We start from the raw sequence: 22,961 nt of genomic DNA on the forward strand, positions 1-22,961 counted from the left end.
CCCGAACCGATGCCGCCGCCGCGCCAGCCGTGACAGATGGCGATGGCCAGCGCATCGGCCGCGTCCGCGGGCTTCGGCATGGCGTTCAAGCCCAGAATGCGGGTCACCATGCGGCCCACCGAGGCCTTATCCGCGCGACCGCTGCCGGTCACCGCCGCCTTCACCTCGGAGGGCGTATGGAAGAACACCGGCACGCCGCGCATCGCCGCGGCAGAAATCACCGCGCCCGAGGCGTGCGCCGTACCAATCACCGTGTTCACCTGCTCCTGCGCAAAGACGCGCTCAATCGCCAGGGCATCCGGCTTATAGGTGTCGAGCCAGTGGGAGGCGGCGTTGAAAATCCAGAGAATACGCTGGTCTAGGGACTCCGCCGGGATCGTGCCGGCAACACCCACGTTCACGAAGTGCGCCTTACGGTCGGCGGTCATATCGAGCATGGAGAAGCCGCAGCGGGTCAGACCGGGGTCAACACCCATGATGCGGGTTGCACCCGGCACACGCTCCACGGCAGCGGCAGTACGGTTTTCACGCATGCTATCGCGTGCGGCAGGTTGAGCGGCAGCCATCATCTCCCCTTTCGACAAACTCCCTATAGAATCTCTAGATTCTAGCCCTTCAGAATCCTAGCACCCGGTACCGGGGCGTGCCACGAACACGGTCACCGCGTAAACAATCACCACGAGAACAGTCACCGTGCGCCCCGCGAAAAGTACCCAGCACATCCCCAAAAAAGCCCCAGACGCTAAGAAGCCACTCCCCCAACCAGCCACCCTACGGCGGCTCGGTTAAAGGAGCGGCTTCTTCAAGCATCAGATATCAGAATCCGAGTGATTACTCAGCTTCCAGCTCTGCCATAACCTCGTCAGAGACGTTAGCGTTCGAGTAGACGTTCTGAACGTCGTCGAGCTCTTCAATAGCGTCTGCCAGCTTCAGGAACTTCTTGGCGCCCTCGGCGTCCAGGTCGACCTGCATGGTCGGGCGGAAGACCGGGTCGTCGTTGTTGTACTCCAGGCCAGCCTCGTCCAGTGCCTTACGGATCTCGGGCAGGTCGGTCGCTGCGGAAACAACGGTGAAAATATCGCCCTCGTCCAGAACCTCTTCGGCACCTGCATCCAGAACAGCCATCAGAACGTCGTCCTCGGTCAGACCGTCGGTCTTGGTGACCTCAGCAACGCCCTTACGCTCGAACAGGAACGCAACCGAACCCTGGTCAGCCATGGTGCCGCCGTTACGGGTCACAGCCAGGCGAACCTCAGACGCTGCACGGTTACGGTTATCGGTCAGACACTCGATGTACAGGGCGGTACCCTGCGGGCCGCGTGCCTCGTACATAATCTCGGTGTAGTCGATGGTCTCACCGGTCAGGCCGGCGCCACGCTTGATAGCGCGGTCGATGTTGTCGTTGGGGACGGAGTTCTTCTTCGCCTTCGACACAGCAAGGTCAAGAGCGGGGTTACCGGCGATATCGGCGCCACCCATACGTGCCGCAACCTCAATAGCCTTAATGAACTTCGCGAAAGCCTTCGCGCGCTTAGCGTCGATAGCAGCCTTCTTGTGCTTAGTAGTCGCCCATTTAGAGTGACCCGACATTCGTATCTCCCTTAGTCAAAACCTCCGTGCGGGCACGGCGAAACGTCCCACGCACCGTACTGTACTCACATAACTATACCGTAGCGGAGGCGCACACCACCTCAGAAAGTGCACGCCACCACCAGGAATAGGCTAGCGGGGGCGAGACGCAGCCGAAGCGCGCGCCTTCTCCACCAGCGAGTCGTCAATCGTGTTCGGCGTGAACTCGCCAAACTTACGCTTTGCCGCCTGCTCAATCAGGTAGTCCGAAATCTTCGGGTTCTTCGGCAGCAGCGAACCGTGCAGGTAGGTGCCAATCACGTTGTGCACGCGCGCACCCTCATACGTATCGGTCACGTTGTTACCCTCACCCTTGGTGACGGTAGCCAGCGGGGTGCAGCCGGAACCCAGGTAAGTCAGGCCCGAGTGGTTTTCAAAACCAATCACGGTGCCGAACTCCTCAGACTCCTCAACAATGTTGCCGATCAGGCGGTCATCGCCGCCGACCGTGTGCGCATCAAAAATGCCGATACCCTTCAGCACCTCACCCTCACGGGTGCGGAATTCCTTGCCGAACAGCTGGTACAGGCCACAAATGACGAGCATCGGCACGCCAGCCTCAGCCAGCGAGCGCAGCGTGTCACCGTTCGCGTGCAGGTCATCCTGAATCACGGACTGACCCGAGTCCTGACCGCCGCCACCCAGAATAATGTCAACATCCTCCGGGAAAGGCTGACCGGGGTTGTGGTCCAGAATCTGCACGTCAAAGCCGTGTGCCTGCGCGCGACGAGCCAGCGCCAGGGTGTTGCCCCAGTCGCCGTAAATGTTCATGTCGAGCGGGTACAGCTGCAGAATACGCAGAGTCTTACCGTTATTGGGGCCGGAGGCGGGGGTGCCCTCAAAAGTGTGAGTTGCCGTCATTAGGAGACCCTCTCAACGTCAGTAATCTTTGCGAGCTCTTCACGCAGAGCCAGCATTGCGGTGTAGGTGCAGAAAATACGCATGGGCGCGTTACCGCTGGAGGCGATGAAGCCCTTGAGCGCATCGGCGAGATTCTCGTTGACATCGTCAACCTTCACGCCGTCATGATCCAGACGCAGCGCCATATCCCAGGCACGCACACCCGAAACCATCTGCACGCCGGTCTTCTTCAAGCTGTCAAAGTCAACATCCCACAGCCAGGACACGTCACGACCGTCAGCGTACTGGTCGTTAATCGTGATCATGGTGGCGTAGTCGTCAGCGTTCGCGCTCGCCAGGGATAGGCGGAAACCGCTCGGGTTCTTCACGAGCAACAGCTGCAGCGGGCGGCCGTTCACGTTCAGGGTCTCACCGCGACCGAAGGCGGGGGTAATCTTCGCCAGCTCCGCGATGAGCTTATCTTCGTTGAGCTTCTCGCCCATGACGGCGCGGGTCAGCGCCATAGCGCCAGCCGCGTTGAAGATGTTGTAAATACCGTAGAGGTTAATCTCGCCAACTCGCTCCACACCCGCCAGGTCGAAGGTTGCGGAGGTGCCGGAGAACGCGGTCAGGGTGACGTCTGCCTCGGGCAGGGTTGCCTTCGCGACGGTGCCGCCGCGCATCTCATCATCCGAGGGGAAGTACGAGCGCAGGGACTCATCCAGACCGTAGTACTTGACGGTCACGCCAGGCTGCACGTTCTCAGCGAGGGAGCGGATACGCGGGTCCTCACGGTTGAGCACCACGGTGCCGGTCGTTGCGGAGGCGACAGTCGCCAGCATACGGCGGGTCGTGTCAATCTCACCGAAGCGATCCAGCTGGTCACGCAGAACGTTCAGCAGCAGAGCGTAATCGGGCTTGACAGCCTTGACGAAGTGCACGGCGTGCGCCTCGTCCAGCTCAAGCACAGCAATATCAGCGTCAAGCTTGCCGCCGAGGGTCATCTCGCCCAGCAGTGCCGCGGCGACACCGCGCACAAAGTTCGAACCGGTGCGGTTAGTGAAAACCTTCAGACCCTGAGCTTCAAGCAGCTGCACAGCCATCTTCGTGGTGGTGGTCTTACCGTTCGTGCCGGAGACAACAACCACGCCGTAGGGCAGCTTCGCGAGCTCTTCAGCGACGAAGTCGGGGTGCAATTTTTCCATGACAAGGCCGGGGAAGGCGGAGCCGCCGCCGCGAAGCTTAGTCGCGGCGCGTACGCCCTGGCCGAGAAGACGAATGAGGGGTTTGGACATGCTTACCATTTTAGTACACGCACGCCAGCGGCTGAATGGCCCGCCGGGCTCGTTCGCTCATGCCGGACGGGGCGGGGTTACTGGGGTTTTGGTGCGGGGTTTGGTTCGGGCGGGGTGGGGTTTGGTGCGGGGCTCCGGCTAGGGCGAAGCGCCGGGGGTATTAGAACAGCGAGCCCGCTTAGAAGAGCAAGCCCGCTTAGAACAGAGAACCCTGCACCCTCACCCGCGTGAACTCCTGCGCCGGCTCCACCAGCACGTTCCGCCACGCGGCAGTATTCACCAGGAACGCCGCATCAGCATCGCCGGTGTGGGCGCTAAAAAACTGACCCGCCGCACCCGTGCAAAAGAAACCAGCAGCCCCGTCCTCGGTACCGGAATCGCACGGTGCCAGCGGTTCGGGCGATTGCGCGCGCAGAGCCGCATACGGGCGGTTCATGGCGAGCGACGGAATCCACGGCTCATCCAGGGCGGTGAGCGGCACCTCCGGGTCGGTGCGCGCCAGTTTGGCGAGCGCTTCGCGGGCGCGGGCGACCGCCTCCTGGTGGGCAGTGCGAAGCAGCGCGCCGGGCAGCGGGTTCGTCCAGGCACGGTACTTGCTCGCCATCTGCTTGACCTGCGGAATCTTCGCGAGAGCGGTCACGGCATCCTCGGCGCGGCGAATGGCAAGGCCGTCGGGTGCAAGCGCAATGTAGGTGGCGGTGGCGACCGCTTGCTCATCCAGGCGGCGCGGGGTCGAATGCAGTGAGCTGGTGCCGACCTTGTGCGTACCGTCCGGGAAGGTCGCGATGTAGAGGCGATGCTCCAGCATGGCGTAGGCGCGCATGGATTCGGTGAGCGTTCCGGGGTACAGGTGCGCGCTGTGCAGGGCGGTAAATTCGTCGCGGGCGGTGCAGCGCGGGCACTGCTGGCCACGCTGGATGCGGGTGCCTTCGGGGCAGGGTACACGGCGGATTCCGGCGGATTCGGGGGCGGCGTCATTGCTCGTGCCGGTGGTGTAGCCGGCGCAGTAGCGGTAGAGTTCCCCCGCGCTATCGCGCGGAATGCGCAACCCCAGGTAGGCGCCGGGGGTCAACGGAATCTGGATGCGAACCCCGCTCGGAACGCCAGGCTGCGCGAGGCTTCCTTCCTGGTTAGGGGTGCTCTTCCCCGCCGCTTGAGATGCCCGGCTATGAGTTCCTTCCGCGACCCCTCCGGGCACGACCGGTTCCACCTCAATGAGCGGGCGGCGGTTGGACCAGCGGATCTGCCTCCAGATGAGTAGCTGCGGCGCGCCTACAGAATCACCGGCGGCGGCATTATTACCGGCGGCGGGCGCAGCAGCAAACTCATCAAAAGCAGTCTCAAGCAGGTTGGGGTAGTCCATAGCATTCCACTCTAGCGGGTCTGGTACATCTAGTGCTGGCAAATCTAGCGGGTCTGGCGGGTTCGTGGCACGACCGGCGGGCTCACCCTAGACGTTCCGCACATTCCCGGCGCGCTCGCCCCCACACGCATCTGCCACGCGCATCCGCAGAACACAAAAAGAGGCCAGCGTCCTTCACGCTGATCCGCACCCCTCGCAGTGTTGCCGTGCGTTCACGCACGACGGGGTGGGTTCTCAGCTGAGGCGCTGACCTCTGTGGTTGAGGCAGGGTGCTTACCCTGCCAAGCCCGAAAGCGATCGGTGACCGCTATTTTTCGGTGAGCTATGCGGTGTTCATGGAAGCCGGAAGCTTCCCCGCAGCCTTGCTGCGTTTAAAACTTTGCCACATCTTGCGGCTGTAATGGCACCCTGACAAGCCCAAGGACCATAATCTACGCATTTATGAAGCAAATTTTTTCTGCACTGGTTGGCAAATTGAAGGAAATAGTGCAGATTTTCAAACTCACCAAGCCTGCCAACCGGGTCGCCGGACTGTCTAGACCGGGCCATCTAGCTGAGGCGGGCAAACCCCTCCGCAATAGCCACACGCATATCGTCCAGCGTGCGGGACATAGTCTTGGTGTGAGCGATAATCGGCAGGAAATTCGTATCCCCACTCCAGCGCGGCAGAATGTGCTGATGCAGGTGATCAGCAATGCCCGCACCGCCCACCTTGCCCTGATTAATGCCAATGTTGAAGCCGTCATTATGCGACACCTCGCGCAGAACCTTCATGGCGAGCTGCGTCAGCTGCGCAATCTCCATGGTTTCTGCCTCGGTCGCATCATCGTAGAACGGGATGTGGCGGTACGGGCAGACCAGCAGGTGACCGGGGTTGTACGGGTAGAGGTTGAGAATCACGAAGGCATGCTCGCCGCGATGCACAATCAGCGACTCTTCGTCACTGCGGCTGGGCGCGGTGCAGAAGGGGCAGGTCTTCTCGGTGTAGTCCTTCTGGCCACCGCTCACGTAGGCGGTGCGGTGAGGGGTCCACAGGCGCTGGAACTGGTCCGGTGCGCTGGGTAGCTCGAAGGAATCCTGCACCGAGGCTGCGGTGCCATGCTCGGGGGTCGTGTTCTCGCTCATAGTCCCATTCTATAGCCCGCACGCGGCAACGGGAACGCCCCGTCCGTCGTGCGTGCCAGATATGAGATAACTCCCCCGGCAGCGCGCTTAGCTGTGTTGCTTTTCCAGGTGAATGATGCGGGTGGCACCCTCAAAGGTCATGGGGAAGCTCAGCACGCCGTCCTCCATGACGAATTCCTTGGTTTCCTTATCGGAGGCGTACGGTGCGTGACTCAGCTTCGCGCGGTCCACGCGCGAAATGTAGCTGAAGTTGCCGGTCTTCGCCTCGAAAGTGCCCGTCCAGAAGGGGGTTGCCAGCTCTTCGTGGTTCAGGTGGTAGGTGACCTCGATAATGCCGTCGTGAATGACGGCGTCCATGTAGTTCTCAAGGTTGGTGGAGTCCTGCTGAACCCAGGTGCCGTCCATGATTTTCTGCGAGCGCGCAACGGCTGCAGAGGAAAGCATGGGCGCCGCGGTGTATGCGGCAGGCTCCTGGTTGCTCGTGTTGTCCGGCGCGGGGGTCTCAGTGGGCTGAGTCGCGGTCGGGTGAATCGACGGGTCCTGCGAGGTATTGACCGCCGCCTTAATTCCGGTGCTGTCGTCGCCGGGGGCGGGAACGGCGCTGGGCTCGACGGTTTCAAAAGCTGCGGGGTCAACAACCGCACTTGCGGAGGCGTTATTCGGTGCGGGTGCGCACGCGGTGAGGGAGAGCGCGCTGACGAGTAGAGCGAGCGCGCCCAGAGTGGACTTAGGTGCCACGAACGTGTCCTAACAGAGTATGTGTTTGAGTGAGTTTGTGAGTTGAGTGGTGCCTCCCCGTGAGTGAGGTGGGGATACGACAACACCCCGTAGCGCATTGAGGCTACAGGGCGTTCGATAACCGGCACGGTAGATAGTTTATAGGCTCTGGCTAGGAGTTTCACCAGTAGCGATCATTTTTAAATGATAGTTTGGTCACATTAGACCTTAAGTTGAGGAGTTTTTCGCGCACACGAGCCCCAATTTGCACTCTCCACGGGCTAATTTTGCCTCGACAAGGCGAAATATCCCGCACGGTGGCGTGGGCGGCAATTTTCTTGCCTTCGTCTTGCCTTCGCGTGGGCTCGGCACCCAAACCCACCGCTTCAATAAGTATGCGGTGTGGGTTTGAGCGCCAAGCCTCAACTGAACTGTTATATCTGCGCTGCTATCTGCGCTACCGCAACCGAGCCGCTACAGCCCGGTTACTGTCCGCAGGGTATTTGCGAGCGGACTACTGCTTGCGGGAACGTAGCGAGGACTTCTCACGAATAATCGTGAACGTCTGGCGGGTCTCCTCCAGCAGGGCGACCGGCTCCTGCTCGCGCACCGCAACCTCATGAGATGCCGAGGAGTCGGCAGGTTCACCAGCCCGCGCGGCGCCGGGCGCGGTGTTCGGGGTAGCCTCCGCAGAAGCTGCCGCAGCAGCACCCGGAGCGCCAGGAGTACCAGGGGCAGTAAAGCCCGCGGCGGCGCTGAAACCGGCGCGGCGTGCCGCCTCCGCCTCCGAAGGAACCGGGTGCACGCCGTCCTCATCCACAACCTCACGCAACGTGTAGTCGTGGGCTTCACGGCGCGCATACTCACGAGCCAGCAGGGCACGCAACTCAGAAATCTCCTGGCGAAGATCGTCCACGTCAGCCTTGGTTGCGGGGTACTCCTGCTCCTCCCTGCCACCAAACTTTTCGATAATCCAGCTCGCGAGCGCACCGGTAGCAACCGCGACCAAGCCCCCGCCGTACAGCATGACGATCACGGCGATGACCCTGCCGATACCGGTGACCGGGTAAACGTCTCCGTAGCCGACCGTGGTGAGGGTCGTGAACATCCACCAGTAGGCGGTGGGCAGGTCACGAATCATCGCGCCCGGCTCGGAGGACTCCACCGAATAGATCGACAGGGCAAACATGATGATGAAGATCGCGGTGTAGCCGAAGAGCTTCATCCCCAGTTCGGAGAGCCTCTTATATTGGCGGTTGGTGGTCAGGTGCATCATGGCGAGGAAGCTGACAATACGCCACGGGGGCAGCAGCACAATCGCCAGGTTCATCAGGTTATGCGTGATGAAGTAGAGTCGCCGCGGCGCCAAGTACAGGCGAATGCAGTAGTCGGCGGCGAATAGGCCCCACAGGATCATCTGAATGATGTTGAGGTACGCGTCGTACGGCTCCTGAATGCGTGTGCTCATGATGGGCGCGGCGAACGCGAGCAGGTACAGTACGGACGCCACGAACATGGGCGTGGAGGAGCGTTCCTCCCACGCCGCCAGGTTCTTCTCGCCGCGGTACTTGCTGAGCGTGCGGAACAGGCGGGTGCGCGGGGCGCGACGCGGCGGGTCCGTGACGGTGCGGGTGACCGTGCGGATAGTCGTGGTGTGCGTTTCAGGTTCGCCTACATCAATAATCTCGGCGTCACCATCGGGGTTACCCTGGGTGCCCGCTTTCTGGTCGCCCTTGCCGTGCGGGTGATGCGTGGTGCGGGTGATGCGACGCTCCTCGCGGTGCGTACCGTCCGGCGCGTCGGTGGTGGCGTATTCTTCGACGACCTCTTCGTAGTCGTCGGGGTCCAGGTCGGTGGAGTAGACGGAGTGGGTGCTGTCCAGGCGGGCGCTATCAATCTGCACGGCATCAACCTGTACTGCCTCCATGCCGGGGGCGGTAGCCTCTGCGGGGCTACTTGCTGCAGCACTAGTTTTGGCGGCACTGGATTCTGCCGGTGCCGACTGGGTATAACCAGCCTTCGTGGTATTCTCAGCGGCGGCTTCAGATGCGGTAGTTTCAGATGCAACAGTTTCAGGGCGCGCAGACGCACCCACCGGGCTGTTCCCCGGAATATTGCCCGAGGTATTCCCCGAGGTATTGGGTGCTGTGCCGTTCTTTACCGTGTTGTCTGTCTGGTTCTGTTCTGCCTTATCCATAGTGTGAATGATACTCCACGCCGTTGCGTTTGCGTTTCTATTTCGTTGCACTGTGACCTTGTGCTGTGACCTTTGGGCGGCGGTCTTTACACCGCGGTTTTGTGCACGATACTGTGTCGAAATCAGGCGGCGGTTCGGTTGCGGTGGAGAACCGTTCGGGTGCGAAGATGACGGTGTATTGTGCGGGTGTGGATCGTAAGGAGCGTAGTGTGCCTGCGGGTGGGCGTGTGTTTGTGGAGGATTTGGGGGTGCGTGCTTCGGCGGGTTCTCCCCTGTTTTGTGGTGTGGTGACTTCTGTTAGTACTGCCAGCTGGAATGTTACGGCCCTCGGCGGCCGCGCCTAAGAGCAGCCGCGGCGCTAATAAATCCTACACAAGGGAAAACAGGCACCTCTGCCAACGATTATCTTTCGTATTAGAGGTATATTAGGAACGGACTACCCGCCGTTATTAACCAGCCGTTATCAATCAATGGAGATACACCGATGACCGCTCAGTCGCCTGACACGACTCAGGTCGAACTTCCCAAGTTCTACGAGTTCATTCCCAGCATTCTTGCGTACCTATCTGACGGTACCCCTCGCACCAATAAAGAGATTTATAGTGCTGTAGCGGAGCTCTACCCGCTTTCTGATGAGCAACTGCTACCCTACCTGCCGAACGGCAAGCGTCCCGTTTATGTGGATCGTATTAGTTGGGGTTTGACCTATCTCAAGATGTTCGGTGCGGTTGATTCCCCTCGCCGCGGTCAGCAGGTTATTTCTGACGAAGGCTTGAAGATCTTTAAGGCTCATCCTGAGGGCATCCCTGATGATGTCGTCGCACATATCGTTCGTTCCGCCCGCAGCACGCGTGAGCGTTCCCAGTCTGATAGTTCCGAGCAGGACCCGCAGGAAGCCCCGAAGACCGTTACCAAGACTGTTGCCGTCACGACTGCACCCTCTGAGGTCTCTGATAGCACCCCGCAGGAACTCATTGATGAAAGCATCACTCAGATTGAGTCCGCGCTGACGCACGATATTTTGGAGCGTGTGCGCGCGATGTCTCCGACTGCTTTTGAGCATCTGGTGGTGGATGTTCTGTTGGCGATGGGCTACGGCGGCCCGGCAGGACGCGGCACCGTTACTCCGGCTTCCAATGACGGCGGCGTGGACGGAATCATTGACCAGGATGCGTTGGGTCTTTCAAAGATTTATGTCCAGGCTAAGCGTTACGCCAAGGACAATGTGGTGGGACGCCCTGCCCTTCAGAGCTTTGTGGGCGCACTGCATGGCAAGGCAACGCAGGGAGTGTTCATCACGTCGAGCTCCTATACGTCTGACGCACGCGGCTATGCGGAGGAACTTGGTGGCGGAGTTTCCCTCGTTCTGATTGATGGTGAGCACCTGGCGCGCCTCATGATTAAGTACGGTGTTGGCGTACAGGTGGCACGCACGTACACCATCATGAAGCTTGATGAGGACTTCTTCGACGAAGCCTAAACGTTACACAAGCGTGGGGTGGAAAGCATGTAGCTTTCTGCCCCACGCTTTCTTTTGGGTTAGCCGCCTTTTGGGTTAGCCGCTGGAATGTTACAACCCTCGGCAGCCGCGCCTAAGAGCAACCGCGGCGTTCAGCGTGTGGTGGGTGCGCCTCCGCAGGCCCGGGCGTATTCCCCCGGAAAGCCAGCAAATACGCGGCAAACCACCGCATCAGCACGGTGTATAACCCACCCCCTTTATGGTGACAAGTAGTCGCCAAGCTTAGCCATAGCTAAGCGGAAAAGACGGTGTTCAAGAGCACATACTGAAAGGTAAGACAGTCTCACTAAGGAGATTCATCATGACCACCGTTGTGTCAAACACTTCCAAAGCACTCAAGTCCCCCTACGAGGACACCCTCAAGCGTCTACTCTCCGATGCGCGCGCAGAAGCCGTCGAATCCAGCGTCTCCGAACTCGAGCGCCTGGCAATCTCCCACGACGCATCCCACTACCTGCTCGTGCCCGCCGGCCTGGTCCGCCCCGACTCCGCCGAAGACGTCGCCAACATCTTCCGCGCAGCCGGCGACCTCGGTCTGCCGCTGACCTTCCGCTCCGGCGGCACCTCCCTCTCCGGCCAGTCCAGCGGCGACGGCCTCATGGTCGACACCCGCCGCCACTTCAAGAAAATTGAGGTCCTTGAAGACGGCAAGAAGGTGCGCGTGCAGCCCGGCGCGACCATCATGATGGTCAACAACTACCTGGCACCCTACGGCTACAAGCTCGGCCCCGACCCGGCATCTTGGTCCGCCTGCACCATCGGTGGCGTGGTCGCGAACAACTCCTCCGGCATGTCTTCGGGCACCAAGTACAACACGTACAACACCCTCGACTCCATGGTGTTAGTGCTGCCCAGCGGCACCATCATCGACACCGCCGAGCCGGACGCCGACCAGAAGCTGCGCTCCCTCGAACCTGAACTCCACGAGGGCCTGCTGCGCCTGCGCAAGCGCGTGCTTGAGAACCCCGAATCCATGGCGAAGATTCGCCAGCAGTACTCCATGAAGAACACCATGGGTTACGGCCTGAACTCCCTGGTCGACTTTGAAACCCCCGTGGACATTCTGCAGCACCTGCTGATTGGTTCGGAAGGCACCCTCGGTTTTGTTGCTTCGGCTACCTACCGCACCCTGCCGATTCTGAAGAACATTTCCACCGGCCTGCTCGTGTTCGACAACCTGATTGATGCTGCACGCTCTGTGCCCGAACTGGTTGCTAACAAGCTCGCTACCGTCGAGCTGATGGACGCCACCAGTATTCGTGTGGCTCAGCGTACCGGCCAGGCTGCGGAGGCGCTCGCCGCCATTGACGTGAAGGATCACGCCGCCCTGCTGGTTGAGTTCCAGGGCAACTCCGAGCAGGAGCTGAGCGACCTTGCCGCCGCAGCAGCACCCATGTTTAAGAGCCTGCCCGTGGCATCGCCGGTGTCGATGACCAGCAAGCTGTCTGAGCGTAACGCTCTGTGGGCTGCCCGCCGTGGTCTGTACACCACCGTTGCGGGTAACCGCCGCTCCGGCACTAACGCACTGCTGGAAGACGTGGTTGTTCCTGTTGAGGTTCTGGGCAACACCTGTAGCGACCTGACCAAGCTGTTCGACTCGCACGGCTACCAGGACTCCGTGATCTTCGGTCACGCGAAGGACGGTAACATCCACTTCATGCTGAACGAGCAGTTCCGCGACCCGAAGCAGCTGGACCGCTACCGCGACTTCACCGAAGAAATGGTTCAGCTGATTCTTGCCGCTGACGGCTCGCTGAAGGCTGAGCACGGTACCGGCCGTATCATGGCGCCGTTCGTGAGCCGCCAGTTCGGTGAGGAACTCTTCGACGTGATGCGCCAGATTAAGCGCCTCATTGACCCGAAGGGCTTCATGAACCCCGGTGTTCTGCTCGCCGAGCCGGACACCGACTACGTGACCGACCTGAAGGTTGCCGAAACCGTAGAGGAAGAAGTCGACCGCTGCGTGGAGTGCGGCTACTGCGAGCCGGTCTGCCCCTCCCGCAACCTGACCCTGACCCCGCGCCAGCGCATCGTGATGCGCCGTGAGATTGCTGCCGCTGAGGCGAACGGCGACCACGAGCTCGCCGAGCGTCTGCGCAAGGAGTACGAGTACAACGGCATCGACACCTGCGCCGTGGACGGCATGTGCCAGACCCGCTGCCCCGTGAACATTAACACTGGTGACCTGATTCGCCGCCTGCGTTCTGAGAACCAGGACAAGCTGGCCGCCGCCGGCTGGAAGGTCGCCGCACAGCAGTGGGGCATCATGGATAAGGTTGCCGGTAAGTCCCTGACTGTGGCTAAGAAGCTGCCGTTCCCCGTGGTGCACGGTACCACCAACATTGCCCGCAAGGTCATGGGTGACGATATGGTTCCTTCCTACAAGAAGGACCTGCCGGTCGGTGGCCCGGCACGTAAGCCGCACAAGGACGCAACCGCTGAGATTGTGTTCTTCCCCGCCTGCGTGAACTCCATGTTCGGCGGCGTGGATGGCGACGGCAAGCACGACCCGGTCAACGCAACCCAGGCGTTCATCCGCCTGTGCGAGCGTGCGGGCGTGAAGTACCGCATCCCGGACAATATTGGTGAGATGTGCTGCTCCACCCCGTGGAAGTCGAAGGGCTTCACTGACGGCTACTCGATTATGAGTGACCGTGTGCTGAAGTCCCTGTGGGAGGCTACTGACGGTGGCCGCCTGCCGGTCGTGTGTGACGCTTCGTCCTGTACTGAGGGCCTTGAGGTGATGCGCGAGAAGGTTATTAAGGCACTTGAGCACAAGATCGTGAACGGCCTGAAGCCGGGCGAGCCGGACTACTCGCGTCTGCGCATGTACGACGCGGTTCAGTTCGCCGCGGACAACATGCTGGACAAGCTGACTGTGTCTGCTCCCCTGCCGTCGATTGCTCTGCACCCGACCTGCTCCATGACTCACCTGGGCACTCAGCCTGCGTTTGAGAAGATTGCGAACGCGATGAGTGACGATGTGTACGTGCCGAAGCACTGGGGTTGCTGTGGTTACGCGGGTGACCGCGGTATGCTGCACCCGGAGCTGACGGCGAGCGCTACGGAGGCTGAGGCTTCTGAGCTGAGCGAGCAGAAGCAGTTCGCCGCATACATTTCGGCGAACCGCACCTGCGAGCAGGGTATGACCGAGGCAACCGGCCACAGCTACCAGAACGTGCTGCAGCTGCTCGAACGCACCACCCGCTAAAGGGCTGAACGCATAGCGGCAGGCGTTACAGTAAGTCCATTAGAGGGGAGGAGTCACTAATCGACGCTTCCCAATAATACCTGCACAAAATTAGGATTCGGGGGGAAAGCATCTGAGATGTTTCCCCCCCCCGAATCCTAATTTATGCGCCTATAATTACTTGGTATTCATGATGATTTACTATTCATTAAATACCACCCTTCTTCCCAGGCGTCACGGAAAAGATCAGCTATTTTATCCATCTTGCCTGTAATCATTTTATGTGTTTCTAAGTATTCTGTAACAATACATGCAGAGCTGGATATCTCGGCTACCTCAGACGATTCCCCTGCCTCCGATTTATTCGCTTTATTCACCTTATTCGCTTTATTCACCTTATTCGCTTTATTCGCTTTATTCACTTCACCATTAGAAGATACAACTGTATTGCCGAAATGTATCTTTTTATTGCCATGCGCGATTGCATTTCTCCTTCCCAGCAATCTGTTATTAATAGCACAAAAATCTTTATCCAGAAATTTATCATCAATAAGTTCATAAAGTCCTATATTTTCTAGTATTTTAATTAAAACCTTGGGATTCAAATTTGATTCAGTGTTTACCGCCGAGGGACTAATGTAAAAAATTCTATCGAAATCTGAAAAATCTTTCAGGAATTGACCATAATTCGCTCCCCCACTGCCATTGTTGACCCACTTATTTGCCGATGAAACCAAAGAATCCAATGAATCTTTTAGAAACCTTGCGCGCAACGATTCCCTAACGGCATATGGACTAAGATACATATTATTAATAGAATCTACATACATTTTAGCGAGTTCTTTTATGCAACCTTCCCAATGGGAATAAAGCATCACATAGGCAGTCTTTATTCTATATTCAATTTGATAATGTTGCATGGAAATATCTTCCCTCATCATATAATCTATATCAGCTGTTATTTGAGATAGTTCCATTTTTCGCCATGACATTTCTTTATCTACTTTATCTGAAAAATTTTCAGGAGTTTTTTTTCCCATGGAATCACTCCTTAATCTACTGCAATTTTTAGCATTTCGCGACCCAAAAGAACAGTGCGCCTAATTCGAGTTTCCGTTGAAATTCCAGTAGTTTTTGATGCACCAGGACTATTCCAAAATTCCTTTGACAACTCTTCAAAATTATCACAATAGTTAATACCGTTAAATATACAGAATCCAATTCCTGCCGCAAACACTTCAAAGGCACTGAGCGTAAACCTTCCCTTATACCGGGAATTCTTATATTCCCAAGGATGAAAAATATCAGGAAATGCAGAGAGTTTTTCAAAAGCTTCCTTGAAAACCATCTCATAACGCTCTTTTTTAGACTCAAAATCCATAGCAAATTCACGCGAAAAACTATCTAGCGCCTTAGTGAAATCAGATGTATTTAAAATTTCCGAATCTGACATTTGGGATAGCATAAGGAAGCGTAGTACGAGTTCTTCATCATATTTTTGGCCAATCAGCGTATCTGTTAGATTCAAAAGATTTACAAAATTATCATCTTTTGCTCTCCGCGAAAGCCACTTAATAAAATCAGAAGATATTCCAGCAAGCGCAGCACCTCGAATCTCCTGATTGGACAAATTACTGCCATTTGAATTGATGCGCATGAACAGGTCATATTTGGTCTCGACATCCGATTCCTGTCCAACAATCTTAAGATCAAGCTTTGCGCGTTTAATGCGCCTCTGCTGAGCAGGTGTCAAATAACTGGTTGGAGTTCCTTTAGTCTTAATATCATTTGACCAGGCAACACCTTCCAAAGAGGGAAGATATTCGGTTTTTCCCAAGACAGACGCTTTGTGAAAACTTTCAGAGTTATCTACTGATTCTGCATCTCTTAATACACCCATAAATTCTAGCAGTGTACTTATTCGCTGAAGTCCGTCAACAACCTCCCAGCGTCCCTCTGAGTCTGTTGCAACAAAAATTGACGGGATAGGAATACCGATGAAAATACTCTCAATAAATTGACTCTTCTGGTATAGCCTCCAGCGAAAAATGCGCTGATAATTAGGAGATATAACAAGCTCTCCATCCTCATATAGATTCACCAACTCACCGATACTCATCGGGTAACTGTCAGTATGAATCTTGCGCCGCGCTTTAGTAATTTCTTCTTCTAGGTTAGACATTCAAGACCTCCATGGACTAATTAGGATTTTTCAGCCTACTACAACAAATACTTTTAAGATACTCATTGTGCAGACATCCTTATCTGAATCGAACAATTACCGGCACCTCCGAACGGCAACGAACGTAAGTACCATCATTCACATTAGCACGAAGACACCCGCCCAGACTAGGAAAAACTCCCCACAACACAACTTTCTGCACACCACCGCACTCCCCCCACCCACGCATCCTCAAAGCACACATAGAAACCACCCCCTCCATAGCCTGTCACCGCAGGGGGGCTATATAGGATCGGTGCCAGTTCGCCAGCTTAGCTGGCCACGGTCAACTGCAGTCAGCCCGCACCGCCACACCTGCCAGAACGTGCTGCAGCTGCTGGAGCGCACCACCGCTAAAGGCTGAGCACATAGCAATGCGTATAAAGAGGGACCCGGCGGGCTATCTTATGTGATAGTCCGCCGGGTCCCTCTTTAAAGATTATTCAGCCTAGTTACTCTCACCATTGAAAAGGCGGGCGCAAAGCTCCCCGTCAGCCTCGGTCACGATAATGACCGGCTTACCGCTCGCAACCTTGTGCGCGCGGCGGAGCACATCAGCCTCATCTTCGCCGGGAGCAACGGGGATAACGTGGCACTCCCCTCCCGCCTTCTGTGCAGCGAGCGCTACGAGTGCCTGGTGTTCCGGGTTGCGGCGAGCAGACAGGTTGAAACGCCCCGCGATGCGAGCCCGCTCCTTCATCGCCTCAACACTTGCCATACCTCCACCCTTTCAAATGCACTTCAACAGCAAAGCCCGTTACTTCCTCGTGAACAAACTTTACTTCCCGAAAAACCCGGCGGGCTATCTTTTGTGATAGTCCACCGGGTCAGATTTTGTCTGTTACAGCACCTATTTTCGATTATTAAATAGTCCAATAATCAATACTGCTATTGAGATGCCATAAAGGATTCCAAGCACTAGGTCGCTGACACTTGACACTACGTTCAAGATAATTGCCAGGATCAAGAACAGCATCCCAACAGGAACATACCTATTCGACTTCATACGCTCGTGCTCCCTCGATAATCAACGGCGATACATCATTTTCAGAGTCATCCAGCTACCCATTTTCTGAATGACTATGGACGTTCGCCTCATTACCACGCTAGCACTCTGGAGCTAAAAACTAGCCCGCGACACAGCATTCTGCGCCCAACCGACCCTCCCCCGCCTTCGCCTCCTCAAGGCATACAAAAACCACCCCCTCCGCAACTTGTCGCCGCAAAGGGGGTGGTTTTCTATATAGCTAGGTTAGAAGCCTAAACCCTTACTACTCAGCAGCCTCAGTGCTGGGCTTGGGGTCTTCGTTCACGCGGTTGCGGATATGCTCCACAATACGTGCCACAGCCTCATCCACAGGCACGCCATTCTCCTGCTTGTTGCCGCGGAAACGGAACGAAACAGCGCCGTGCTCCGCATCCTCACCGCCAGCAATCAGAATGAACGGAACCTTCTCAGTAGACGCAGTACGAATCTTCTTCGTGAAACGGTCCGAACCGTAATCCACCTCAACACGCACACCGTGCGCACGCAGCTTGTCCGCGATCTCGGTCATGTAGTCGTTGAACGCCTCAGCCACCGGCACACCAATGACCTGAACCGGCGAGAGCCACGCCGGGAACGCACCCGCATAGTGCTCAGTCAGCACACCCAAGAAGCGCTCAATCGAGCCGAACTTCGCCGAGTGAATCATGACCGGCTCCTGCACGGTGCCGTCCGCAGCCTGGTACTCCAGACCGAAACGGCTCGGCTGGTTAAAGTCGTACTGTACGGTCGACATCTGCCAGGTACGGCCAATAGCATCCTTCGCCTGAACCGAAATCTTCGGGCCGTAGAACGCAGCACCACCCGGATCCGGGACGAGCTCCAGGCCGGTCTCCTTCGCAACCTGCTCCAGAACCGCGGTAGCCGCCTCCCACTGCTCATCAGTACCGATGAACTTATCCTTCTTATCACCCTCAGTGTCGCGAGTCGACAGCTCAAGGTAGAAGTCAGTCATGCCGAAGTCCTCAAGCAGGCTCAGCATGAACTTCAGCAGGTGACGCACCTCGTCCGGTGCCTGTTCCTTCGTCACATACGAGTGGGAGTCATCCTGAGTAATCATGCGCACGCGGGTCAGGCCCTGCAGCACGCCGGACTTCTCGTCACGGTACACGGTGCCGAACTCGAAGAAACGCAGCGGCAGCTCACGGTACGAACGGCCACGAGAACGGTAAATCTCGTTGTGCATCGGGCAGTTCATAGCCTTCAGACGGTAGTTACCGTTATCCAGCTCCATGGAGGGGAACATGCCGTCCGCATAGTACGGAAGGTGACCGGAAGTGTAGAACAGGTCTTCCTTCGAAATGTGCGGGGTGCTGACGTACTGGAAACCCTCCTGAATGTGGCGGGTACGCACGTAGTCTTCCATCTCGCGCTTAATCACGCCACCCTTGGGGTGGATGACCGGCAGGCCGGGGCCAATATTCTTCGGGAAGGAGAACAGGTCCAGCTCACGGCCCAGGCGGCGGTGGTCACGGCGCTCCGCCTCAGCGATGCGCTCCTTGTACGCCACCAGCTCGTCCTTAGTCGGCCAAGCGGTACCGTAAATACGCTGTAGCATGGGGTTCTTCTCAGAACCGCGCCAGTACGCGCCACCGGCACGCATCAGGGCGTAACCGTTAGCAATCAGCTTGGTGTTCGGCAGGTGCGGGCCGCGGCAGAGGTCCTTCCAGACGGTCTCGCCGGTCTTCGGGTGCACGTTGTCGTAAATGGTGATTTCACCCTCGCCGACCTCCACGGATGCGCCCTCGGCAGCATCCGCACCAGAACCGGGGCCCTGGGTCAGGGAGAGCAGCTCCAGCTTGTACGGCTCGTTCGCCATCTCAGCGACAGCCTCGTCGTGGGTGACCACGCGGCGGCGGAACAGCTGACCGGACTTGATGATCTTAATCATCGACTTCTCGATCTTCTTCAGATCTTCCGGGGTGAACGGCTCAGCCACATCAAAGTCAAAGTAGAAGCCGTCAGTAATGTACGGGCCGATGCCCAGCTTGGCGTCCTTGCGGTACTCCTGCACCGCCTGCGCCATCACGTGCGCAGCGGAGTGGCGCAGAACGTTCAGGCCGTCCGGCTCGTGAATGAAAACCGGCTCAACAGAATCGCCAGCAGACAGCTCGTGGGAGAGATCAACGAGCACGCCGTTCACGCGTGCCACAACAATCTTCGGGTCGTCAGCGAACAGCTCAGCGGCAGTCTTCGCGGTAACCTCGCGCTCCTCACCAGAAACGCTAATAACAATTGCTGAAGAATCAGCGGCAGACATAAGTCTCCTTAACTCAGGCGCGCGCGTGCCACTGGGGGCGCCGCGGGTGCGCATACTATTCCGCACTGTACTGGTGCACGGACACACACCATCTTACAACGGCTCCCAGGCAACGCTCAGCTTGAGGGCGGACTAGTCCGCATGATGCTCACGCGTATGCTCATACACGTCAACCACAATGTGGCTAATGTGGTCGTCCTTCAGACGGTAAATGGTGGTGCGGCCCTGCTGCTCACGGTCAATCACGTGCGCCTCACGCAGGATGCGCAGGTGATGCGAGGCCAGCGGCTGAGAAATGCCCAGGCAGGTGTGCAGTTCGCTCACGCTGTGCGGGCGGTGCATCAGGTGGTGCGCAATCGCCAGGCGCAGCGGGTTAGCGAGCGCAGAGAAAATCGCCACGGACGGGCCGAACTGTTCCTCCCAGTCCTTGGGGCTGTTGCCTTCGAAGAGAGGCGCGTTAGCGGGCACCTCGTGGGTATGGTCCGATGCATGCTCGTGGGCATGGTCAGTGTGGGTGGTGTTAGTTTCGGTCTGGTCTGTGTGCTGGCTCTGAGTCATAGTATTTTCACCTTATGTACAGGAAAGGGGGCACGTCAAGGAAGTTACGCCTGTGCGGCGTGCTTTCTTGAGCGTGCCCCTCTCCCCTAACTGCGCATCAGCTCGCGGGCATGCAACCCTAGCGGGCCCTTAGCGGTTAGCGACTGCCACCTGCAGGTAACCTTCAGCGGACTTTACGCCCTTGTCGGTCACTGCGCGGTAGCGGACCAGCGGTGCGAAGCCCTGCTTATTCTTAGCGGATACCGCGATGCCCTGGGTGCCGTCGGGCAGGGTCACCACACGGTAGGTGCCGTATTCGTCGCTGTATGCGCTGACGGCCTGGCCGCGCTGGTTGAGCAGCTCCAGCTTCTTCACGGTCTCACCGCGGCTGTATGCGCCGAAGGATGCTTCGTCGTTGTTCAGGACTGCCACGTTCTGGGTGGTGCCCGAGTACAGGGAGACGGAGTCCTCACGTGCGATGGGGCTGTTCTTGTCGACCACGTGTACCTTCAGCGGGATCGAGTACAGCTGCGCGGCGGAGCCCCTCTTCGCCTTCACATCGGACATGCGTGCGGGTGCCTTGCCGGTGCGGTTCACGGTGATGTTCGTGCCGTTGTCGCGGCGCAGGTCCCAGGTGGTGCCGGTGACGTCGTGAGTGTTCAGGTCGATCGAGTAGGTGCCGGTCTTGCCGTTGGAGGCAAAACGAATGCCGGTCTCCGCGCTGGAGAACTGACCGCCAGCAGTGTTGACCTTCTCCTTGTTGACCCAGCGGCTGGGGCGGAAGTTCGGAGTCTGCTCGATTTCCTGGAAGTTGTAGTCGCGGGCGTAACGGTAGTTCGGGGAAACCTTGTGCGACTGGTGAACACTCTGCGCGACTGCGGTCTCGCCGGAGTAGACGGTGGCGTGGTGCTCGGCGGGCTGGTAGAACACGCCGGTGCCGGTGCCGGTCTTACCGTAGGAATCCGAGGGGTACTTGAACTTCACGGCGTCCGAAGCCTGGTTCACTGCCGCGTTCTGAGTCTCGGCGTCGCTGATGCGCACGGCCTTGGGGGTGCGCACGGCGGAGCGGCGCACGGTCACGGGGCGTGCAATCTTGTGTGCGTCAGCGTTCGAGTCGGTTGCCTGGTTGTTGCTCTGCGGCAGAACCTGGGTACCTTCACGGCGTGCAGTGTTCTCAGCGGATTCAGTGTAGTTCACGGGCATCCACTGCACCTGCTGCCAGGGGAACTGGTTGCCGGTGAAGCCGCTGGGAACGAAGTTTGCGAACATTGCCGCCAGCTGCGGGTCTTCCTTGTACACGTTCTTACCCTGGCGGGCGTAGGGTGCGTAGGAGCTTGCCGCCTCCAGGTTGAATGCGTTGGTGAAGAGGTTGTGGTCCGTGAGGATGAAGCCGTATTCCTTCATGGCGGTCAGGATCATGCGGGTGAGCTGGTCGTCGGCGTGGCCGGTGTTTGCTAGGTGCTCTTCCACGTCAAAGCTTGCGGGCAGGAAGCCGCGCTGGCCAGCGCGGGGCGCGTTCGGGTACTTGCTCATGTCCAGCTTGCCGTCGGTGCCCTTCGCGGGGAAGGAGGCGGTCAGCGCCGCATAGTCAGCTGCGGTGATGGACACCATGTGGTTGATCTTGCCGGCCTTGAGCTCGTCCACACCAATCTGGGTGAGCTCGTTCGCCATACCCACCACGGAGGAGGTGCCGTTCTTGAGGGTCAGCCAGTAGTTGTCTTCGCCCACGCCGCCGAAGTTCGGCTTAGCGAGCATGTAGCCGCCGGAGGACACGTGGTAGGTCGCCGGGTAGTCAACCGCAACGGGGATGTCCACGGTACCGCGGGTGCCTGCGGGAATCTTGTAGGTAATCTCGCCGGTGGTCTCGTTGATGGACGCGCCGGGCACGTTCTTTGCCAGGCGGAACTTCGCGCCGCGAGCAATCGGGTAGGAGGTGCGGGCGTTGCCGGACTTCGCGTCGATGCTCACGGGTGCGTTGATGGTGACGGTCTGGCCTGCGTTGCCGCGGCCGACATTATCGTACTGAATCTTTGCGCTCTTGGGGGTGGACGCGTTGCCGCCGCCCACCTGCACGCGGGCGGTGCTGGTGTAGGTCTGTGCGTCTGCATCCTTAACGAACTTGAAGTAGGAGCGCCAGATGCCGGTCGCCTCATCGTACAGGGCGACGGACTGGTCGCCGGAGAGGCCGTGGTCCTCGGCAAGCCAGTTCGGGATCGGGACGCCGCCGGTGAGGATGCGCTTGTTCTCCGCGCTGGCGTTGACGCGGCCATCGCGGGAGACGACCTCGACGTACTCCTGGTGCGGGTTCGCGGAGTTCACGGCGAGGGTCGGGATGTTCTCGTGGCCACCGACGGTCTGGGTGCGGTCCTTCTTCACAGTGCCCGCGTTGATGGCGGTGGTGATGGGGTGGTTACCCGCATCGGCACTGTATTCGAGGAAGGTGCGGCTAATTTCGCTGCTGTTGGGCGCGACGGCTTCGGTGCCGGTGAGCTTCTGGGCTGCGAAGGAGTCGCTGGCGAGCTTGCCGCTCAGGGGCGAGGTGTTCTCGGTGGTGGTCAGCTGCTCCTTGGTGAGGGAGGAGTTAACCGGTGCGAGGGTCGCGATGCTCTGTGCCTGCTGGTCGGGGTTCCAGTAGCAGGTCGGACCGGGCGCGACGTTGGTGATGTTCGCGAGGGTCGGCACGGTGCGGTAGCCTGCGTCGACGCAGGTGGTACCGGATACGTTGCGGGTGGAGGCGGTTGCACCGAAGGTCGCGGGGAGGTTCGCGCCGGTGATGACGGTTGCCAGTGCTGCGGAGGCAGCGATGGTGGCACGGCGGCGGTTTGCCGGGCGCTGTGCCGGGTTTTTGGATGCAGTTGCGGTCATGTTTTTCTTTCGTTCGTGTCGGCTTATTTGAGTGAGTGCGTTTGTATGAACAAACACGGACGTGAGTGAAATATGCATCTGAGGGTGTGCCCGGGTGGGTCCTGATCTTCTGGCAGGAATTCTCAGGAAACTCTCAGATAATCCCCATACCCTACATA

General features: G+C 58.4%; 17 protein-coding genes. 3 read left to right on the forward strand and 14 right to left on the reverse strand.

Annotated features, from left to right (window positions below; translation table 11 throughout):
- From ruvC to HMPREF2879_RS06480, 8 genes are all read right to left on the reverse strand, one after another.
- Nucleotides 1–533, reverse strand: a 533-nt coding sequence (gene ruvC / locus HMPREF2879_RS06445) for a crossover junction endodeoxyribonuclease RuvC (RefSeq protein ID WP_246822930.1), incomplete at its 3' end; no start/stop codon positions are given.
- A gap of 298 nt (nucleotides 534–831) precedes the next feature.
- Entirely contained in the window at nucleotides 832–1,590 is a 759-nt protein-coding gene (locus HMPREF2879_RS06450; protein WP_049342025.1) for a YebC/PmpR family DNA-binding transcriptional regulator, read from the reverse strand.
- A 132-nt stretch (nucleotides 1,591–1,722) separates the two neighbouring features.
- Nucleotides 1,723–2,490: a type 1 glutamine amidotransferase gene (locus tag HMPREF2879_RS06455; RefSeq protein WP_049353262.1), complete on the reverse strand. Its 768-nt coding sequence runs from the start codon at nucleotides 2,488–2,490 to the stop codon at nucleotides 1,723–1,725.
- Nucleotides 2,490–3,773: a Mur ligase family protein gene (locus HMPREF2879_RS06460; protein ID WP_049353261.1), complete on the reverse strand. Its 1,284-nt coding sequence runs from the start codon at nucleotides 3,771–3,773 to the stop codon at nucleotides 2,490–2,492. Before HMPREF2879_RS06460 ends, HMPREF2879_RS06455 begins: the two co-directional genes overlap by 1 nt.
- Nucleotides 3,774–3,960: 187 nt before the next feature.
- Nucleotides 3,961–5,127 carry a hypothetical protein gene (locus HMPREF2879_RS06465; RefSeq protein WP_070635064.1) on the reverse strand — a complete coding sequence of 389 codons (1,167 nt, stop codon included), beginning with the start codon at nucleotides 5,125–5,127 and terminating at the stop codon, nucleotides 3,961–3,963.
- A gap of 549 nt (nucleotides 5,128–5,676) precedes the next feature.
- Nucleotides 5,677–6,252 (reverse strand): HIT family protein, encoded by a 576-nt coding sequence (locus tag HMPREF2879_RS06470; RefSeq protein ID WP_049350129.1) that lies wholly within the window; start codon nucleotides 6,250–6,252, stop codon nucleotides 5,677–5,679.
- Nucleotides 6,253–6,339: 87 nt separating this feature from the next.
- Entirely contained in the window at nucleotides 6,340–6,990 is a 651-nt protein-coding gene (locus HMPREF2879_RS06475; RefSeq protein WP_070635065.1) for a hypothetical protein, read from the reverse strand.
- Nucleotides 6,991–7,483: 493 nt separating this feature from the next.
- Nucleotides 7,484–9,166, reverse strand: coding sequence for a potassium channel family protein (locus HMPREF2879_RS06480; RefSeq protein WP_070635066.1), 1,683 nt, complete (start codon nucleotides 9,164–9,166; stop codon nucleotides 7,484–7,486).
- 113 nt (nucleotides 9,167–9,279) lie between these two features.
- Between HMPREF2879_RS06480 and HMPREF2879_RS09350 the strand changes: the two genes are divergently transcribed.
- From HMPREF2879_RS09350 to HMPREF2879_RS06490, 3 genes are all read left to right on the forward strand, one after another.
- Nucleotides 9,280–9,510: a hypothetical protein gene (locus HMPREF2879_RS09350; protein ID WP_141753031.1), complete on the forward strand. Its 231-nt coding sequence runs from the start codon at nucleotides 9,280–9,282 to the stop codon at nucleotides 9,508–9,510.
- A gap of 140 nt (nucleotides 9,511–9,650) precedes the next feature.
- Nucleotides 9,651–10,646, forward strand: coding sequence for a restriction endonuclease (locus HMPREF2879_RS06485; RefSeq protein WP_070635067.1), 996 nt, complete (start codon nucleotides 9,651–9,653; stop codon nucleotides 10,644–10,646).
- Nucleotides 10,647–10,986: 340 nt separating this feature from the next.
- A complete protein-coding gene (locus HMPREF2879_RS06490; RefSeq protein ID WP_070635068.1) occupies nucleotides 10,987–13,896 on the forward strand; it encodes an FAD-binding and (Fe-S)-binding domain-containing protein in 2,910 nt (969 codons plus the stop codon).
- Nucleotides 13,897–14,063: 167 nt separating this feature from the next.
- On the opposite strand, the gene HMPREF2879_RS06495 is transcribed toward HMPREF2879_RS06490, so the two are convergent.
- The 6 genes from HMPREF2879_RS06495 to HMPREF2879_RS06520 form a co-directional block, all read right to left on the reverse strand.
- Nucleotides 14,064–14,915, reverse strand: a complete 852-nt coding sequence (locus HMPREF2879_RS06495) for an MAE_28990/MAE_18760 family HEPN-like nuclease (RefSeq protein WP_070635069.1) — start codon at nucleotides 14,913–14,915, stop codon at nucleotides 14,064–14,066.
- Nucleotides 14,916–14,926: 11 nt separating this feature from the next.
- Nucleotides 14,927–16,057, reverse strand: a complete 1,131-nt coding sequence (locus HMPREF2879_RS06500; protein ID WP_070635070.1) for a DUF262 domain-containing protein — start codon at nucleotides 16,055–16,057, stop codon at nucleotides 14,927–14,929.
- Between the two features lie 487 nt (nucleotides 16,058–16,544).
- Nucleotides 16,545–16,814, reverse strand: a complete 270-nt coding sequence (locus HMPREF2879_RS06505) for an aminotransferase (protein WP_070635071.1) — start codon at nucleotides 16,812–16,814, stop codon at nucleotides 16,545–16,547.
- Nucleotides 16,815–17,367: 553 nt separating this feature from the next.
- On the reverse strand, nucleotides 17,368–19,401 hold the full coding sequence (thrS, locus tag HMPREF2879_RS06510; RefSeq protein ID WP_070635072.1) for a threonine--tRNA ligase: 2,034 nt from the start codon (nucleotides 19,399–19,401) through the stop codon (nucleotides 17,368–17,370).
- Nucleotides 19,402–19,533: 132 nt separating this feature from the next.
- On the reverse strand, nucleotides 19,534–19,959 hold the full coding sequence (locus tag HMPREF2879_RS06515; RefSeq protein ID WP_070635073.1) for an ArsR/SmtB family transcription factor: 426 nt from the start codon (nucleotides 19,957–19,959) through the stop codon (nucleotides 19,534–19,536).
- Nucleotides 19,960–20,088: 129 nt separating this feature from the next.
- Nucleotides 20,089–22,803: a Rib/alpha-like domain-containing protein gene (locus tag HMPREF2879_RS06520; protein ID WP_070635074.1), complete on the reverse strand. Its 2,715-nt coding sequence runs from the start codon at nucleotides 22,801–22,803 to the stop codon at nucleotides 20,089–20,091.
- Nucleotides 22,804–22,961: the final 158 nt, after the last annotated feature.

It is taken from the genome of Rothia sp. HMSC069C04 (assembly GCF_001812895.1).
Taxonomy (GTDB): Bacteria; Actinomycetota; Actinomycetes; order Actinomycetales; family Micrococcaceae; genus Rothia.

Excerpts from the sequence above, each read along its gene's own strand:
- HMPREF2879_RS06515 (WP_070635073.1), bottom strand. The coding sequence starts at position 19,959 with ATGACTCAGAGCCAGCACACAGACCAGACCGAAACTAACACCACCCAC.
- HMPREF2879_RS06520 (WP_070635074.1), bottom strand. The coding sequence starts at position 22,803 with ATGACCGCAACTGCATCCAAAAACCCGGCACAGCGCCCGGCAAACCGC.
- HMPREF2879_RS06470 (WP_049350129.1), bottom strand. The coding sequence starts at position 6,252 with ATGAGCGAGAACACGACCCCCGAGCATGGCACCGCAGCCTCGGTGCAG.
- HMPREF2879_RS06500 (WP_070635070.1), bottom strand. The coding sequence starts at position 16,057 with ATGTCTAACCTAGAAGAAGAAATTACTAAAGCGCGGCGCAAGATTCAT.
- HMPREF2879_RS06455 (WP_049353262.1), bottom strand. The coding sequence starts at position 2,490 with ATGACGGCAACTCACACTTTTGAGGGCACCCCCGCCTCCGGCCCCAAT.
- HMPREF2879_RS06450 (WP_049342025.1), bottom strand. The coding sequence starts at position 1,590 with ATGTCGGGTCACTCTAAATGGGCGACTACTAAGCACAAGAAGGCTGCT.
- HMPREF2879_RS06460 (WP_049353261.1), bottom strand. The coding sequence starts at position 3,773 with ATGGTAAGCATGTCCAAACCCCTCATTCGTCTTCTCGGCCAGGGCGTA.
- HMPREF2879_RS06465 (WP_070635064.1), bottom strand. The coding sequence starts at position 5,127 with ATGGACTACCCCAACCTGCTTGAGACTGCTTTTGATGAGTTTGCTGCT.
- thrS (WP_070635072.1), bottom strand. The coding sequence starts at position 19,401 with ATGTCTGCCGCTGATTCTTCAGCAATTGTTATTAGCGTTTCTGGTGAG.
- HMPREF2879_RS06485 (WP_070635067.1), top strand. The coding sequence starts at position 9,651 with ATGACCGCTCAGTCGCCTGACACGACTCAGGTCGAACTTCCCAAGTTC.
- HMPREF2879_RS06480 (WP_070635066.1), bottom strand. The coding sequence starts at position 9,166 with ATGGATAAGGCAGAACAGAACCAGACAGACAACACGGTAAAGAACGGC.
- HMPREF2879_RS06490 (WP_070635068.1), top strand. The coding sequence starts at position 10,987 with ATGACCACCGTTGTGTCAAACACTTCCAAAGCACTCAAGTCCCCCTAC.
- HMPREF2879_RS06495 (WP_070635069.1), bottom strand. The coding sequence starts at position 14,915 with ATGGGAAAAAAAACTCCTGAAAATTTTTCAGATAAAGTAGATAAAGAA.
- HMPREF2879_RS06505 (WP_070635071.1), bottom strand. The coding sequence starts at position 16,814 with ATGGCAAGTGTTGAGGCGATGAAGGAGCGGGCTCGCATCGCGGGGCGT.